We start from the raw sequence: 15,956 nt of genomic DNA, 5'->3' as shown, positions 1-15,956 counted from the left end.
GGGGGCGGACCCTGATGCCCCCGCCCGACCGCCGTGTGACCATCGATGGCATGCCGGAAGCCGTAGCAGCGCCCCTCACCCAGCCTCGGCCTCCGCGCAAGCTCTACCGCAGCAGTGACGGACGCTGGCTCGGTGGCGTGGCGCGGGGGCTCGCCGGGCATCTCGGGCTGCCCGTGATCTGGGTACGCCTGGTCTTCGTGGGCCTGTTCATGGCCGACGGCCTGGGCGCGCTGCTGTACGCGGCGTTCTGGTTCTTCGTACCGCTCGGCGTCGGCGGTGTCGGGGCGCACCGGCCGTCGTCCCCGGTCGGCACCGAGACCTCCGCCGACGGCCGGCGCCGGCTCGTCGCGCGCAAGCCGGACAAGGGTCAGATCGTCGCACTGCTCCTCATGGTCGTCGTGGCGATGATCTTCGTCGGGAGCGTGAACATCGGCAGTGGGGCCCGTGCGTACCTGCTGCCCGCCGTCCTCGTGGCCGCGGGCGTCGCCCTGGTCTGGCGGCAGGCGGACAACGCCCGGCGGGCCCGCTGGGTGGAGGTCGGCCGCAGACGCCGTACGCTCACGCTGCTGCGCACCGGCGCGGGCGTCCTGCTCGTCACGGCGGGCGTCTCCGGCATGTTCGTCCTCCAGGGATCCGCCGCCCACCTCGGTTCGGTCCTCCAGGCGGCGCTGGCTGTCCTGGTCGGGATCACGCTGCTCGCCGGACCGTACCTGGTCCGGATGACGCAGGACCTGTCCGAGGAACGCCTGATGCGCATCCGCGCCCAGGAGCGGGCGGAGGTCGCGGCGCACGTCCACGACTCGGTCCTGCACACGCTGACGCTGATCCAGCGCAACGCCGACAACCCCGGCGAGGTGCGCCGCCTCGCCCGTGCCCAGGAGCGCGACCTGCGTACCTGGCTCTACAAACCGGAGGGCACAGGCGAGGACGAGACCGAGGAGCCGGACACGCTGGCCGATGCGGTCCGGCGCAACGCCGCCGAGGTCGAGGACAAGCACGGTGTGCCCATCGAGGTCGTGGTCGTCGGGGACTGCCCGCTCGACGAGCGGACCGGCGCGCAGATGCAGGCCGCGCGCGAGGCGATGGTGAACGCCGCCAAGTACGGTGGCGAGGGCGGCGCCGTGCAGGTGTACGCGGAGGTCGAGGGGAGAACCGTCTTCGTGTCGGTCCGGGACCGCGGTCCCGGCTTCGACCTCGATTCGATACCCGCCGACCGCATGGGTGTCAGAGAATCGATCATCGGCCGTATGGAGCGCAACGGCGGCACGGCGCGGCTGCGCTCGGTGCCGGGAGGCGGCACGGAGGTCGAGCTGGAGATGGAGAGGGCGGAGAAGACGTCATGAGCGACCCGACCGAGGGCAACGGCGCGGCGGAGGCGGCCCGGTCCGCGGAGCCGACGGGAGGCGGCCGGCGCGTGCGTGTGGTGCTCGTCGACGACCACCGTATGTTCCGCACGGGCGTCCAGGCCGAGATCGGCCGGACCGAGGAGACCGGGGTGGAGGTCGTCGGAGAGGCGGCCGACGTCGACCAGGCGGTCACGGTCATCACCGCGACCCGGCCCGAGGTCGTCCTCCTCGATGTTCATCTGCCGGGCGGCGGTGGTGTTGAAGTGCTGCGTCGCTGTGCCGCGTTGACGGCCGACGCCGAGCGGCCCGTGCGTTTCCTCGCGCTGTCGGTCTCGGACGCCGCGGAGGACGTGATCGGTGTGATCCGCGGTGGTGCGCGGGGGTACGTGACGAAGACGATCACGGGTTCGGACCTCGTCGACTCGATCTTCCGGGTCCAGGAGGGCGACGCCGTCTTCTCCCCGCGTCTGGCCGGGTTCGTCCTGGACGCCTTCGCCTCGACCGACGCCCCGCCGGTCGACGAGGACCTGGACCGTCTCACGCAGCGCGAACGCGAGGTGCTGCGGCTCATCGCCCGCGGTTACGCCTACAAGGAGATCGCCAAGCAGCTGTTCATCTCCGTGAAGACCGTCGAGTCCCATGTGTCGGCGGTCCTGAGGAAGCTCCAGCTGTCCAACCGGCACGAGCTGACCCGGTGGGCGACGGCGCGGCGCCTGGTCTGAGCGCGGGTGGGGCGGACGGCCGCCGGTGAAGTGACCACTGGTGGTCCGGCCGCCCGCGGTCCGGCCGCCTCCGGGTCCGGGCGACAGTGGTCCGGCCGCCTCAAGCTCCGGCCGACCGCGGCGCGCTCGCGGGCGCAGTGGCCGACGGGCCCCGTCGCGTCCCTAGCGGTGCTCCGGCACCGGCGTCGCCCCCAGGGCGCGCAGCGCCCACCGGTAGTGCCGTACGGCGTTCGCCGCGCCGAGCAGTCCGGTCAGCCACAGGATCGTCCCGGCACCCATGCCGAGGGCGACGTCGGCGTAGGCCGTGCGGCCCGGTTCGGCGCCCGCCGCAGTGCCGAAGGCCGCCCACAGGCCGGCGGCGCAGACGCCGAGCGAGGACAGCAGCCAGCCCAGACTGAGGCCGGGGGAGCGGAGCCGGGCATCGGTGCCGGGATGGCTGTCGAGGGCGAGCCAGGCGTCGAGGAGGCGGCGTACCTCCCGGTCGCGGCGGACGGCCAGGACGACGGCGACGACGGGCGGCGCGAGCGCGGCCAGACCGAGGAGGGCGAAGAGGGGAGCGAGGACGAAGCCGAGCGGATCGTGCTCCTCGAACTGCTCCAGCGGCACCATGAGCAGGGCCCAGCCGATGATCGCCGTGAGCGCGAGCAGCCAGAGCAGCAGGATCCGGTGCACGCCGAGGCGGTGCCGTCGCAGTTCCTCCAGGGCACGGTACCGGTCGGCCAGCAGCGCGGCCCTGTTCTGCCACGTCCGGAAGTGGGGCGGCGGCGGGGGCGGCGGCAGCGGCGAGCGGGGCATCGGGACCTCGGGAGCGCGGAAGGTTCGGGGCTGAGACGGCACTTCGGCGTCGAACGCTACCGCGCCGCCGTGCTCATGCCACGGCCCAGCCCCGCCCCGCGCGGGGGAGGACGCCCCCGTCACACCACCCGTGTCGCCCCCGCGAACGGCATCTGGTCGATCGGTGCGACCCGTACCGGCGCGGACGGGTTGGGGGCGTGGATCATCTGCCCGTTGCCGATGTACAGGCCGACGTGGCTGATGCCCGAGTAGAAGAACACCAGGTCACCGGGGCGGAGTTCGGAGCGCGCGACGCGCCGTCCGGCGTCGATCTGCGCGTAGGTCGTCCGCGGCAGCGACACCCCGGCCGACCGGTAGGCCGCCTGGACCAGGCCCGAGCAGTCGAAGGCGTTCGGCCCGGTCGCACCCCATACGTACGGACTGCCGAGCTTGCTGTACGCGTAGGAGACCGACGCGGCGGCGCGGGAGCTGGGGGCCGCGGTGCCACCTGCCCCGGGTGCCGTCAGGTCCCCGCGCTCCGCGGAGCCGGCGCGTGAGGCGCGGCCCTGTCCGCTGGAGCCCTGGCCGAAGCGGGCGCGCTCCTCGGTGCTCAGCCGGTCCAGCAGGCTGCGGGCGGCGTCCAGCTTGCCGTCGATGGTCTTCTTCTGGCGCTGCAGCTCCTTCTGCCGGGACCGGAGCGTGGACAGTTCCCCGCGGGCGGTCGCGCGCAGTTGCTCGATCTCCCGCACCTGCTTGCGCACCCCGGCGACGGCGACCGCCTGCCGGTCACCCGCGCGTTCGGCGAAGGCGGCGCTGTCGAGGTACTGGCGGGGATCGTCGGAGAGGGCGAGTTGTGCCGCCGGGGCCAGGCCGCCGCGACGGTACTGCGCGGCGGCGATCGAACCGAGCGCGTCCCGTGCCGCGTTGAGCCGGTCCTCCTTGCGCGCCGCCTCGTCGCGCAGTGTCCTCAGGTGCCGTTGCGCGGCCTCGGCGTCCTCCTTGGCTCCGTTGTACTTCTCGGTGGCCGCCTCGGCCTCCTGGTACAGCTTGTCGACCCGGGCCCTGACCTGTGCCGGTGTCGGGTTCGGCTCGGCGTTGCCGGTGCCCTCGAAGGCGGTCGCGGTCGCCGCGCCCGCCAGCGCGAGCGTCGCGGCGGTACGGACCGTGGTGCCGCCGAGGGAGCGCCGGCGGGGTTTGCGGTGCTCTGCCACGTGGACTGCACGTCCTTTCGGTACGACACGTACGTCCGCCGGTGAGCGGGGGCGGCGTACGACCGCCGGGGTCGGCCTCGTGCCCGGTGGCGGCCCGTACGGGGGAGCGGGCCGCCACCGGACTTCTCGGCGGTGGTGGCCGACTGCCGCCCCTGGGCGGGCGGCTATGGGGAGCCGGTCACCTGGAGGAGGACGCTAGGCCCCTTGGTGTCGGTCCGGTAACGCAATGTGCGGAAGTGACGCACCGGTGACCATGGGGGATCGGTCGTGATCACGAGCAGACGGGAAGGGGTGCATCCGAGCGAGGAGGACCGTGCAATTAGGCTCCGGCCTCATGGACGTACTCATCCATCTCTTCGTCGCCCTGCACATCATCGGCATCGCCGCGCTCCTGGGCGGCTTCCTCACGCAGATGAAGGCGATGGGCCGGGGCACCGCCCGCTTCGTCCCCGCGATGCTGCACGGGGCGCTGACGATGCTGGTCACCGGCGTCGTCCTGGTCGGCCTCCACCAGGCTGACGGGCGCTCGGTCGACAACATCAAGATCGGCGTGAAGCTGGCCCTGCTGATCGTGATCCTCGCACTGGTCTACGTGAAGCGCGACGAGGAGACGGTGGACAAGCGCCTGTTCGGCCTCGTGGGCCTGCTCACCACCGCGAACGTCTTCATCGCCGTGCTGTGGACCTGACGGCGGCGACAGCGGACCGCCCGGCCTCCGTGGCGACCGCCAGGCACGCCACGACCGCCACCCACAGCAGCGCCCTTCCCAGGGGTTCGAGGGACGGCAGGCCGACGGCCCCGGCGCCGGACAGCGCCGCCACCGCCGTCATGCCCATCGGATGGACGGTGGCCCAGCGGCGCGCGTCGTGGTTCAGCCGGGGCCGCGCCACTTCGGCGGCGAGGAGCACGGAGTACCAGCACAGGCCGAGCACCAGCAGGGCCACCGTCACCGTGCGCAGGACGCCGCGGTCGTCGTCGTTCCACAGGTACAACCGCGGCCCGCTCGCGTCGAGCAGCCTCGCCCCGGCGAACGCGGAGATCGCGAGGGCGCCGGTCGCCACCCACTGGTCTCCGGCGCCCTCGGCGACCTGCCGCAGATCGAACCGGGTGAGTGCGATCCCGTAGAGCACGATCCCGATCCAGAACAGCACCAGCGCCGCGCGCGCGAGCCAGCCCGCCGTCTCCGACGCGGCGACGGTCGCGCCGAGCACGGCGAGCCCCTGCGTGGCCACGCTGCCGAGGAACACCGACCCCGGCATACCCCGCGGCAGGTGCCGGAAGACCGACGGGAGCAGTCCTGCCCAGAGCACCGTCGACAGCGCCAGCAGCGCTTCGGCGGCCGAGGTCCACTCCAGCGCCGCGATCCGCGTGCCCAGCACGGTGGTCGCCGCGACGCCCGTCAGCGCCGCCGGCACCGCGGTCCCCCTCTCCCACCGGCCTGGGTTCCGCAGCAGCCGTACGACGCAGTCACCCGCCAGGGCGAGCCAGGCGACGGCGGCCACGGCGAGGGCGACGCGTGACAGCACATCGCGCCCCACCAGGTCCAGGCCGACCGAGAGGGTGGCGGTCGCCATGACGGCGGCCCCGGCCGCCGGCGACCGTCGCGCCCGCCAGGCGCGCGGGAAGGAGGGGGAGCCGGGCATGCGGCCGATGCTAGGCGGCTTTCGTCGCGTCGCGACGCCCGGCACGCGCTCTCACCGCACCGGCCCGAAGTCCGGGTACGGCCCCGCTGTACGGGGACCGCGGCGGGCCCACCGGGAGACCGGCGCCGGACGGCGCTCCCGGCGGGCGGACCGCGCCCGGCACGGAAGATCCGGCAAGCGGTCCGTACGGCGGCCTCAACGGGTTTCAGGCCGGGCGTACCACGCTGTGGATCGACGACTCGCCGTCGTAGTAGATGGATTCCTCGCGCACGTACGCCCCCGGCTTCGGGGCGTGGACCATCATGCCGTCGCCGATGTAGATGCCGACATGGCTGACGTCGCCGTAGAAGAAGACCAGGTCGCCGGGCCGGGCCCGGGAGAGCGGGACGGTCGTGCCGGCGTTCACCTGGTCGTAGGTGGTGCGCGGCAGGTCGATCCCGGCGGCTTTCCAGGAGGCCCGGGTGAGTCCGGAGCAGTCGTAGGAGCCGGGGCCGGTGGCACCCCAGACGTACGGCTTGCCGATCTGCGCGCGGGCGAAGGCGAGGGCCTTGTCGGCCCGGGTGGTGGAGGAGCCCGACGGGGTGGACGTGTCCGTGCCCGACGTGCCCGTGCCGGAGGCGCCCGAGTCCGGGGCGCCCGAGTCAGAGGTGTCCGAGTCAGAGGTGCCGGTCCGTGTCTCCTGCTGTTGCTGCTGGGCGGCGGCCTCCGCCTGCCGCTGCTGCTCCTGCTGCCGGGCCAGCTCGGCGGCCCTGCGGGCGGCCTCCCCCTGTTTCCGCTTCTCGATCGCGGCCAGCCGCGCCTTCTCCTGCGCCGTCAGCTCGGACAGCAACTCCCGTGCGTCGGCGAGCTTCTTCTGCACGGTCGCCTTGGCGGTCTTCAGGTCGTTCTGCGACGCGGTGAGCGTTCGGAGGCTCTCGGTGGCCTCCCGGCGCTGCTCCAACGTCTCCGACCGCTGCGCTATGAACTCGTCGACCGCGTCCTTCTGGCGGCCGGTCAGCCGGCTCATCAACTGGGCCTGGTCGAAGTAGTCCTGCGGGTTCCCGGCGAGCAGGAAGGTCGCCGTTCCGGGGGCGGCGGCGCCGGTGCGGTACTGGGCCGCGGCGAAGGAACCCAGCTGCTCCCGCGCCTCGTTGAGCTTCTGGGTGCGACGGGCGACGTCGTCGAGGAGGCTGTCGACGCGCCGACGCTGCTCGGCGGTCCTCTCCTTGGCCCCGTTGTACTTCTCGGTCGCCGACTCGGCCTGCCGGTAGAGGTCGTCGACCTTCTTCTCGACCTCCTCCAGGCTGGGCCGGTCGTCCGCCGCCGGGGCGGCGTTCGCGCTCTGGGAGAGCAGGACGACGGAGGTGAGGGCGGCCGTGGCGAGGGCGGGGGTGCGCAGACCGGCGGCGAGGGTGCCCGCGGCCCGCGGCTTGCGGTGCGACGCCAAGGAGAGGACTCCTTCCGTGGTCCGCCTGCCGGTCGGTGGCGGGGACGACCGGGTGTCGCCGGGTTCGGGTTCGGGCGAGGGGCCGGGGGCTTCCGGAGGGGCGGGCCCCAGGGCCCCTCGCCGTGGCGGAGAGAGGCCGGCCCACCCGGGCCCCGGCGGGGTCCCCGGCTCCGGGCACCGTGACGGCGCGCCGGTTCGGCGGAGGCCGCTCGGCCCGGCGACGTTCGCCGGTGAGTGCCCTGCGGCCCGCCCGCACCGTAGCCAACGCGTGCGGTGCCTGTGAAGGCTGGTGAGTGATATGCCCGATACGTTTTCGTGACCTGGCGCCGGGACGCCCCATCGGGGGCCGGTCCGGAAGGGTGCGCGCGGGGTTGCGGGCATCCCCGCCGCACCGGTGGTGGTCCGGGCCGACGGGACCCGGGTCCGGGACGAGGTGGCCCTCCCGGGGCGGCGGCGAGTTGTCAGTGGGTCGTCCTAGTGCCGCGGCAGGCAAGGTTCGCGCGTCAGGGAGCGGCGTCCGGTGCGTGCTCCCGGCGTGCCGGCCGGAAGTCCTCGTACTGGGCGTACTCGGGCTTTCGGCCGGTGCGGCGGGAGTGCGTGCCGGGCGCCGCGACGGGGCGGACGTCACCTGTTGCGGCACTAGGCTCCGTTCCACGGCCCCCGGTGCGTGTTCCGGGCCGGTGCCCGGCCGGCGGGACGGGGTCCCGCGACCCCCGGACCCGGCCGTCGGGCAGGCCCTAGACTCGGAGAGCGATGAGCAGCCTCTTTGACGACAGCTTCCTGGCGGATCTCCAGGCCCCCCGGGCCCATGGGGAGGAACCTCCGCCACCGCCCGAGGACGATCACGCTCCGGAGCCGGTTCCGGACGATCTGTTCGGCGGGAAGTTCGACGTGCCGCCGGACCGGGACGCCTACTACCGCGACGGCGCCCACCGGCCCCCGGTGGACCCCGCCGCCCTGCTGGAGGGCCTCAACGACAACCAGCGCGCCGCCGTCGTCCACGCCGGTTCCCCGCTGCTCATCGTGGCCGGCGCAGGCTCCGGCAAGACCCGCGTGCTCACCCACCGCATCGCCCACCTGCTCGCCGAGCGGGGCGCGCATCCCGGCCAGATCCTCGCGATCACCTTCACCAACAAGGCCGCGGGCGAGATGAAGGAGCGCGTCGAGCAACTCGTCGGCCCGCGTGCCAACGCCATGTGGGTCATGACCTTCCACAGCGCGTGCGTGCGCATCCTGCGGCGCGAGTCGAAGAAGCTCGGCTTCACCTCGTCCTTCTCGATCTACGACGCCGCCGACTCCAAGCGCCTGATGGCCCTGGTCTGCCGCGACCTGGACCTCGACCCCAAGCGCTTCCCGCCCAAGTCGTTCAGCGCCAAGATCAGCAACCTGAAGAACGAGTTGATCGACGAGGAGGACTTCGCGGCACGGGCCACCGACGGCTTCGAGAAGACCCTCGCCCAGGCCTACGCCCTCTACCAGTCACGGCTGCGTGAGGCGAACGCCCTCGACTTCGACGACCTGATCATGACGACGGTCAACCTGCTGCGCGCCTTCCCGGACGTCGCCGAGCACTACCGCCGCCGCTTCCGGCACGTCCTCGTGGACGAGTACCAGGACACCAACCACGCGCAGTACGCACTGGTGCGCGAGCTGGTCGGCACCGGCAAGCACGCCACCGAGGACGCCGACGTCCCGCCCGGCGAGTACGACCTCCCGCCCGCCGAACTGTGCGTCGTGGGCGACGCCGACCAGTCGATCTACGCCTTCCGCGGCGCGACCATCCGCAACATCCTCCAGTTCGAGGAGGACTACCCGGACGCGACGACCATCCTGCTGGAGCAGAACTACCGCTCCACCCAGACCATCCTGTCCGCTGCCAACGCGGTCATCGAACGCAACGAGTCCCGCCGTCCGAAGAACCTGTGGACCAACGCGGGCACGGGCGCGCGCATCACCGGCTACGTGGCCGACACCGAGCACGACGAGGCCCAGTTCGTCGCCGACGAGATAGACCGCCTGGTCGACGCGGGCGAGGCGAAGGCCGGCGACGTCGCCGTCTTCTACCGCACCAACGCCCAGTCCCGTGTCTTCGAGGAGATCTTCATCCGCGTCGGCCTGCCCTACAAGGTGGTCGGCGGCGTCCGGTTCTACGAGCGCAAGGAGGTCCGGGACGTCCTGGCCTACCTGCGGGTGCTGGCCAACCCGGAGGACTCCGTCCCGATGCGCCGCATCCTGAACGTGCCCAAGCGCGGCATCGGCGAGCGTGCCGAGGCGATGGTCGACGCCCTCGCCCAGCGGGAGAGGATCAGCTTCGCTCAGGCCCTCAGGCGGGTCGACGAGGCGTACGGCATGGCCGCCCGGTCGACCAACGCCGTGAAGCGGTTCAACACGCTGATGGAGGACCTCCGCACGATCGTCGAGTCCGGTGCGGGCCCGGCGACCGTGGTGGAGGCCGTCCTCGAACGCACCGGCTACCTCGCCGAGTTGCAGGCCTCCACCGATCCCCAGGACGAGACCCGCATCGAGAACCTCCAGGAACTCGCGGCCGTCGCCCTGGAGTTCGAGCAGGAGCGCGGCGAGGGCGAGGCCGGAACGCTCGCCGACTTCCTGGAGCAGGTCGCCCTGGTCGCCGACTCCGACCAGATCCCCGACGAGGAGGACGGCGACGGTGTCATCACGCTGATGACGCTGCACACGGCCAAGGGCCTGGAGTTCCCGGTCGTGTTCCTCACCGGTATGGAGGACGGCGTCTTCCCGCACATGCGCGCCCTCGGCCAGACCAAGGAGCTGGAGGAGGAGCGCCGCCTGGCCTACGTCGGCATCACGCGCGCCCGGGAGCGGCTGTACCTGACGCGGTCGGCGATGCGCAGCGCGTGGGGGCAGCCGTCGTACAACCCGCCCTCGCGTTTCCTGGAGGAGATCCCGCCGCACCACGTGGACTGGAAGCGCACGGGGGCCTCCTCGCCGGTCTCCTCCGGGCCGTCCTCGGGCATCGCGTCCTCCCTGTCCTCGTCCCGCTCGCGGTCGTCGGCCTCGGGCGCCTCCGGGTTCGCCACGCGGCGCGCCGGCGGCAAGCCGGTGGTCTCGCTGGCGGTCGGGGACCGGGTCACGCACGACCAGTTCGGGCTCGGCACCGTCGTCGCGGTCAAGGGCGTGGACGACAAGGCCGAGGCGACGATCGACTTCGGCGACGGAAAACCGAAGCGGCTCCTGCTGCGCTACGCGCCGGTGGAGAGGTTGTAGCGGCCGGATGGGAAGTGTGCCCCCACCGGGCGGTGGGGGCCGGTGCTCACGTCGGGTCGAGGTCGTGGCTGCGCAGCCACGGCAGCGGGTCGACGGCCGATCCGCCGTAGGGCCGGACCTCGAAGTGCAGGTGCGGGCCGGTGGAGTTGCCGGAGTTGCCGGAGTAGGCGATCGGGTCGCCGGCCTTCACCGTCGTGCCCGGGGCGACGCGGTAGTGGGAGAGGTGGCAGTACCAGGTCTGCGTGCCGTCCTTCGCCGTCACGATCATCATGTTGCCGTAGGCGCTGTTCCACTTGGTCGACACGACGCCGTCCGTCGCGGCCATCACGGTGGTGCCGTAGGCGACGGGGAAGTCGATGCCGGTGTGCACGGACATCCAGTTGATGCCGGCCTGACCGAAGTAGGCGCTGAGCCCGTGCCGGGCGACGGGCAGAGCGAACTTGGGCCGTAGCCGCTCCTTGCGGGCGGCCTCCTCGGCCGCCTTCTTCCGCTCGGCCTCCCGCTGCTCCTTGAGGTCGATGCGCTGCTGCGTGCGGCTGGCCCGGGCGGCGAAGGCGTCGGCGTCCGCGGACAGGCTCTGCAGCTGGGAGTCCAGCTTGTTGTTGGCGGCGGATGGTTTCACCGCCTGCGCTTCCGGCGCGGCGGCGGTGTCCGTGCTGCCGCCGGTGAAGGTGCCGACGGAGGCGGCGGCGATCCCGGCGACGCCCAGCACACAGACCGAGGGCACGGCGACGGTCAGCAACGCGGAGCGCTTGGTGGGCGTACGGCGGCGACCGCGTGCGCCGCGCGAGGCGGCGCGTGGGGAGGGGGAGGCGGTGACCTCCTCCTGGTCGTCGAGGAGCGGCGTGCCGTCCTCGTCCGCGGCGGGCGACGCGCCGGTGCCGTCCGACGGGGCGCCGTCGTGGCCGGACTGCTCGTGGGCGGGGCCCGCCCCCGCGTCCGGGACGGTCTCGAAGGTCGCGGTGGCCTGCTGGTCGAAGACGTCCGGGTGCTGCTCGTACGGTTCCGCACCGGCGTGCTGCTCGTACGACTCCGGGCCGGTGTGCTGCGCGGTGCCGTCGCCGTTCCACCGCGTGGCGTCGTACGCACCGGTGTCGTGGACCTGCGTGCCCCACTGCCACTGCTGGGTGGGGTCGGCGGTGACCGTCTGGTCGGGCTGCAGCCAGGCCGAGGCGTCCCACTGGCCGGAGACGTCCGGGGCGGCGTACTGCGCGGGAACCGTCGGCAGTTGCTGCTGGTCCGCCGTCCAGGCGGTCGTGTGGTAGGCGCCGCTGTCGTAGCCGGCGTACTGATGCGCCGTGTACGGGTGCTGCTGGAAGACGTGCTGGGCGCCGGTGGACCACTGACCGCCGTCGTACGTGCCGGTGGCGTCGGCCGGGAGGCTGCCGAAGAGGGGATCGGTGGCGTAGGCCGTCGTGCCGTGGCCGCCGAGCGAACCGTCGCCCGTGCCGTAACCGCCGTACGTGGTGAAGCCGTCGTACGGGGCTTCCTGGGTGCCGTAGGGCGCGTGGGGCGCCGAGGCGGCATCGGAGGAAGCCGGAGCCGGGGTGGACACGGTCCCCGACGGGTGACGGTCGTTCACCAACTTCTCTTTCGCCTCGACAACAGGGGCTGCCAGAGCAGTGCGGCGACTGTACCCGGCGGTACGCGGGCGCGACAATCTTCGTCAGGTTTCCCGCCCGCAGGAAACGGGCATTCGGCCGTGTTTCGTCGAACTGCGGACGCACCCTTGGCGTTGCGTTCGAAGGTTGTTCGATCCGAGGGGGGCGGGGTGGCCCGGAGGCGTCACGCCACCGTCAGTCCCCCTGCCTGCTCGGCGGTCTCCGCGCCCGGCAGCTCCGCGTCGAGGGCCTGGCGTATCCCCGCCGCAACGGCCGGGTGCACCGGCAGCGCCAGATGTCCGACCCCGCTGACCTGGACGTTCTGCACGGTCAGGTCGGGGTGGTCGATGCAGGCGGTGTCCAGCGGGTCCATCAGGTGGTCCAGATCGCTCCAGAAGCCGACGAAGCGGGTGCGGCAGCCGGGCGCAGGCCGGGACAGCTCCTCCAGGACCGGCGAGCCGGGGCGCATCTGGCGGACGATCGGGTGCGCGTTGGCCAGCGGGGCGACCCGCGTGCCCGAGTGCGGCGTGCCCAGCGTGACCAGGGTGCGCACGCGGTGGTCCCCGCCCAGGCGCTGCACGTAGTAGCGCGCGATCAGCCCGCCGAGGCTGTGTCCGACGACGTCGACCCGCTCACTGCCGGTGCGCTCGCAGATCTCCTCTATGTGCCGGCCGAGCAGGTCGGCCGCGGTACGGATGTCGCAGGTCAGCGGCGAGTAGTTGAGCGACTCGATGCGCTGCCGGCCGTGTTGGGCAAGGCTGCGGCGCAGCAGGACGAACACGGAGCGGTTGTCGATGAAGCCGTGCAGCAGGACCACCGGAGGCTGTTTTGGGGCCGGGAGCCGGGCGGGGTCCGGGGTGTCGGTCGCGAGCGGCCGACCGGCGGGGGTCCGCCGTTCCTGGGTGATGCCGGAGGGATAGAGCAGGAGGTGTCCCGCGAGGATCGCGCACTCCAGGGCGGTCGCCTTCAGCAGCGCCACGGACAGCCCCGCCAGTCTCGTCGGCAGCATCCGCCGGCACAGCGGTAGAAGAGACGGCAGGGAGGACGGCGGCAAGGAGGACGGCGGCAAGGAGGACGGCGACAGGAGGGAGAAGGCCGACAAACCCGACAAAGCCGACAAGATCGGCAAGGCTGGCAAGGCTGAGAAGGGCGCGAGAGCGGGCTGCAGAACTCTGGTGACCTTCATGGCCGGCCTCCTGTCGGCACGCTGGAGGACGGCCTTGTCCCCCGTGTGCACTCCCGGGGAGCCGTGGCGGAGGTGGTCGGCGATGCCGGAGCGGGGACGGTGGGGTGAGCGCGGCCGGCGGCCCGTGGTGCCCGTGGTGCGCCGATGACGTGGAGAGACCTGCCGCCGATGCGGCGGCGAGTTCCCCGCTGTCGTGCCGTGTCTGCCCTACGTGCCCTGCGTGCCATCGCCGAGGTGTCGCACCGACGCGGCGCGCGGCCTGCGGCGCGGCGGTGCGACGACCTCGCTGCGGCTCCCGTTGCGCGACTTGGAACGGTGCGCTGCTGGTGTGTCCCTGCGTGTGATTTCCCCCTCCCTCCCCACCGCGAAACGGCCGGGTGCGGGATGCTGGCGATAACGTTCGTTCACTTCCCTGGCCGGTGCGGGTGCCGCGGCACCCGCCGACAGGGACGAATGCAGTCGCTTCATGGAGGCAGTGATGGGTGTGGCAGCCGGTCCGATCCGCGTGGTGGTGGCCAAGCCGGGGCTCGACGGCCACGATCGCGGGGCCAAGGTCATCGCGCGGGCGCTGCGCGACGGGGGGATGGAGGTCATCTACACCGGACTCCACCAGACCCCCGAGCAGATCGTCGACACCGCGATCCAGGAGGACGCCGACGCGATCGGGCTGTCCATCCTCTCCGGTGCGCACAACACGCTCTTCGCGGCCGTCATCGCGCTGCTGAAGGAGCGGGACGCCGAGGACATCCTGGTCTTCGGCGGCGGCATCATCCCCGAGGCGGACATCCCCCCGCTCAAGGAGAAGGGCGTCGCGGAGATCTTCACGCCGGGGGCGACGACGCAGTCCATCGTGGACTGGGTCCGGGCGAACGTGCGTCAGCCCGCGGACGCCTGAGTCCCGGCCAGGTCGACCGAAGGGGACGGCGCGGCCGTTCCCCCGGGCGGTGCTGCGGCCCCCGGGGGCGGTGCGGCCGTCCCGGGGGCCGTCGCCCCGGTGGTCCGGGGCGGTGCGGCGGTCTCCGGTGACGGTGCCGCCGCTCAGCACGCAGGGCTGAGTTCCTCCGCCATCGCCGCGCGCAGCCGCAGCGTCGTGACCAGGCGCTGGAAGGCCTCCGCCCAGTATCCGCCGGCTCCCGGGGAGGCGCCCTCCGCCTCGTCCGGCACGGCCAGCAGGCCGTCCAGGCGGGCCGTGTGCGCCGGGTCCAGACAGCGCTCGGCCAGTCCCATCACCCCACTGAAACTCCATGGGTAACTTCCCGCGTCCCGTGCGATGTTGAGCGCGTCGACGACCGCCCGCCCGAGCGGCGCCGCCCACGGCACGGCGCACACCCCGAGCAGCTGGAACGCCTCGGACAGTCCGTGTACGGCGATGAACCCGGCCACCCACTGAGCCCGCTCATCCGCCTCCAGGGTCGCGAGCAGCCTGGCCCGCTCGGCCAGCGAGAGGGCGCCCGGCCCACCGGCCTCGGGCGCGGACGGCGCCCCCAGCAGCGCGTGCGCCCACCGCGGGTCCCGCTGCCGCACCGCGGCCCGGCACCATGCGGCGTGCAGTTCGCCCTGCCAGTCGTCCGCGACCGGCAGCGACACGATCTCCCGCGCCGTCCGCCCGCCCAAACGTCCGGACCACGTCCCGAGCGGTGCCGCCTCCACCAGTTGTCCCAGCCACCACGACCGCTCGCCCCGGCCGGGCGGCGCCTTGGCCACGACGCCGTCGCGCTCCATGCCGGCGTCGCACTCGTGCGGTGCCTCCACCACGAGCGTCGGCGGGCCCGGTGCGCGGTCGACCGCCACGCACGCCGCGGCCCGCACCGCCATGCGCGTCGCGAGCGCCGAGCCGGGCAGCGCCGACAGCAGCTCGGCCGCGGTCGATCGCACCGTGCGGCTCCGGTCCCTCAGTGCCGCCTCCAGGAACGGTTCGTCGTCCGGGCCCAGACCCGCACGCAGCGAGTCGAGGAACATCAGCCGGTCCTCGGCCCGCTCCGCCGTCCATGTCGACGCCAGCAGTTCCCGGCCGGCGGCGGGATCACGCGCGCGCAGCGCGGACAGCAGTGCGACCCGCTCCGCGAACAACCCCTCCCGCCACAGCCGGTCGACGCGCCCGGGATCGTCCTCCCCGGGCGGCGCGGCCCCGCCGCCGGACATCGTCCGCAGCGCGAACCGCCAGTCCGGGTTCAGCCGGGCCAGCCACAGTGCTCGTGGCCCCGCGAACTCCAGCGCCGCCGGTCTGAGGTCCGTGCGCCCGCGCGCCGCGTCCAGCAGCGCCGGCAGGGTGTGCGCGGGAGCGGCGTAGCCGTGGGCGTTCGCCGCCGCCAGCCACTGGGGGAGCAGCTCCATCAGGTCCGGTGCCGAGCCCCGGCGTCCCGCGCCTCCGCCGGTGCGGTCCGCCAGGAGCGTGCCGAGCCTGCGGGCCGCCGCCGCGGGCAGCGCGGGGCGCGGGTCGTCGGGAGCCGGTGCCGGACGGGGCGCCGCGGACGCGGGCCGTATCCCGGCCCGCCGCCGTACGGTCGCCACGGCTGCCGCGTCCAGCAGCGCGACGGGGGCCGGGCGGCCGGGGGCGACACCGGGCGGTGTGCGCCGGTCCGTGCCCAGCAGCGCTGCGGTGACCAGTTCCTCCCAGGCGTCCGCCGAGGACGGTGCCGCCGGAGCGGTGCTGCGGTTCATACGTGTCCTTCCCCTTCCTTCCTCTGCCTTCCTCTTTCTCTTCCCGTCCGTTCCCTCGCGTCCGTGGCCCCCTCGCCACGGCCGGGGGCACCGAAACCGGGTCCTGCGGCAGCGGCGGGGTGTCCGCGCCGGTGTCCCGTGGG

12 protein-coding genes are annotated in these 15,956 nt (G+C 73.3%); 5 read left to right on the top strand and 7 right to left on the bottom strand.

Annotation, left to right across the window (positions count from 1 at the left end; genetic code table 11):
- The first annotated feature begins 14 nt into the window (after positions 1-14).
- Together I3F54_RS12345 and I3F54_RS12340 are read left to right on the top strand one after the other, a co-directional pair.
- The gene (locus I3F54_RS12345) at positions 15-1,343 is read left to right on the top strand and encodes a PspC domain-containing protein (protein ID WP_374205913.1); all 1,329 of its coding nucleotides are present in this window, start codon (positions 15-17) and stop codon (positions 1,341-1,343) included.
- On the top strand, positions 1,340-2,068 hold the full coding sequence (locus tag I3F54_RS12340; RefSeq protein WP_240118738.1) for a response regulator transcription factor: 729 nt from the start codon (positions 1,340-1,342) through the stop codon (positions 2,066-2,068). The genes I3F54_RS12345 and I3F54_RS12340 overlap by 4 nt, the downstream gene beginning before the upstream one ends.
- A gap of 162 nt (positions 2,069-2,230) precedes the next feature.
- On the opposite strand, the gene I3F54_RS12335 is transcribed toward I3F54_RS12340, so the two are convergent.
- A complete protein-coding gene (locus tag I3F54_RS12335) occupies positions 2,231-2,863 on the bottom strand; it encodes a hypothetical protein (protein ID WP_240118737.1) in 633 nt (210 codons plus the stop codon).
- A gap of 119 nt (positions 2,864-2,982) precedes the next feature.
- Positions 2,983-4,053 carry a C40 family peptidase gene (locus tag I3F54_RS12330; protein WP_240118736.1) on the bottom strand — a complete coding sequence of 357 codons (1,071 nt, stop codon included), beginning with the start codon at positions 4,051-4,053 and terminating at the stop codon, positions 2,983-2,985.
- A 334-nt stretch (positions 4,054-4,387) separates the two neighbouring features.
- On the opposite strand from I3F54_RS12330, the gene I3F54_RS12325 reads away from it, so the two are divergent.
- Positions 4,388-4,741, top strand: coding sequence for a hypothetical protein (locus tag I3F54_RS12325; protein ID WP_240118735.1), 354 nt, complete (start codon positions 4,388-4,390; stop codon positions 4,739-4,741).
- Here I3F54_RS12325 and I3F54_RS12320 read toward each other — a convergent pair.
- Positions 4,719-5,696 (bottom strand): tellurite resistance/C4-dicarboxylate transporter family protein, encoded by a 978-nt coding sequence (locus I3F54_RS12320; protein ID WP_240118734.1) that lies wholly within the window; start codon positions 5,694-5,696, stop codon positions 4,719-4,721. The two genes, I3F54_RS12325 and I3F54_RS12320, sit on opposite strands and share 23 nt — an antisense overlap.
- A gap of 205 nt (positions 5,697-5,901) precedes the next feature.
- Positions 5,902-7,122: a C40 family peptidase gene (locus tag I3F54_RS12315; protein ID WP_240118733.1), complete on the bottom strand. Its 1,221-nt coding sequence runs from the start codon at positions 7,120-7,122 to the stop codon at positions 5,902-5,904.
- Between the two features lie 753 nt (positions 7,123-7,875).
- On the opposite strand from I3F54_RS12315, the gene pcrA reads away from it, so the two are divergent.
- Complete coding sequence (gene pcrA / locus I3F54_RS12310) at positions 7,876-10,365, top strand: DNA helicase PcrA (protein WP_240118732.1); 2,490 nt, start codon at positions 7,876-7,878, stop codon at positions 10,363-10,365.
- Positions 10,366-10,411: 46 nt separating this feature from the next.
- On the opposite strand, the gene I3F54_RS12305 is transcribed toward pcrA, so the two are convergent.
- Positions 10,412-11,947 carry a M23 family metallopeptidase gene (locus I3F54_RS12305; protein WP_240118731.1) on the bottom strand — a complete coding sequence of 512 codons (1,536 nt, stop codon included), beginning with the start codon at positions 11,945-11,947 and terminating at the stop codon, positions 10,412-10,414.
- Positions 11,948-12,150: 203 nt separating this feature from the next.
- The gene (locus I3F54_RS12300; RefSeq protein WP_240118730.1) at positions 12,151-12,975 is read right to left on the bottom strand and encodes a triacylglycerol lipase; all 825 of its coding nucleotides are present in this window, start codon (positions 12,973-12,975) and stop codon (positions 12,151-12,153) included.
- A gap of 655 nt (positions 12,976-13,630) precedes the next feature.
- On the opposite strand from I3F54_RS12300, the gene I3F54_RS12295 reads away from it, so the two are divergent.
- On the top strand, positions 13,631-14,047 hold the full coding sequence (locus I3F54_RS12295) for a cobalamin B12-binding domain-containing protein (protein ID WP_240118729.1): 417 nt from the start codon (positions 13,631-13,633) through the stop codon (positions 14,045-14,047).
- 143 nt (positions 14,048-14,190) lie between these two features.
- Here the strand turns inward: I3F54_RS12295 and I3F54_RS12290 are convergent, their stop codons facing one another.
- Positions 14,191-15,813 carry a DUF5691 domain-containing protein gene (locus I3F54_RS12290; protein WP_240118728.1) on the bottom strand — a complete coding sequence of 541 codons (1,623 nt, stop codon included), beginning with the start codon at positions 15,811-15,813 and terminating at the stop codon, positions 14,191-14,193.
- Positions 15,814-15,956: the final 143 nt, after the last annotated feature.

Source organism: Streptomyces sp. MUM 2J (assembly GCF_022414535.1).
Lineage (GTDB): Bacteria > Actinomycetota > Actinomycetes > Streptomycetales > Streptomycetaceae > Streptomyces.
Note: the sequence above shows the minus strand (reverse complement) of the source record. Positions and strands in the feature narration are given on the sequence as shown.

Coding starts and splice junctions, on each gene's coding strand:
- I3F54_RS12325 (WP_240118735.1), top strand. CDS start 4,388: ATGGACGTACTCATCCATCTCTTCGTCGCCCTGCACATCATCGGCATC.
- I3F54_RS12320 (WP_240118734.1), bottom strand. CDS start 5,696: ATGCCCGGCTCCCCCTCCTTCCCGCGCGCCTGGCGGGCGCGACGGTCG.
- I3F54_RS12340 (WP_240118738.1), top strand. CDS start 1,340: ATGAGCGACCCGACCGAGGGCAACGGCGCGGCGGAGGCGGCCCGGTCC.
- I3F54_RS12345 (WP_374205913.1), top strand. CDS start 15: ATGCCCCCGCCCGACCGCCGTGTGACCATCGATGGCATGCCGGAAGCC.
- I3F54_RS12290 (WP_240118728.1), bottom strand. CDS start 15,813: ATGAACCGCAGCACCGCTCCGGCGGCACCGTCCTCGGCGGACGCCTGG.
- pcrA (WP_240118732.1), top strand. CDS start 7,876: ATGAGCAGCCTCTTTGACGACAGCTTCCTGGCGGATCTCCAGGCCCCC.
- I3F54_RS12300 (WP_240118730.1), bottom strand. CDS start 12,975: ATGCTGCCGACGAGACTGGCGGGGCTGTCCGTGGCGCTGCTGAAGGCG.
- I3F54_RS12295 (WP_240118729.1), top strand. CDS start 13,631: ATGGGTGTGGCAGCCGGTCCGATCCGCGTGGTGGTGGCCAAGCCGGGG.
- I3F54_RS12335 (WP_240118737.1), bottom strand. CDS start 2,863: ATGCCCCGCTCGCCGCTGCCGCCGCCCCCGCCGCCGCCCCACTTCCGG.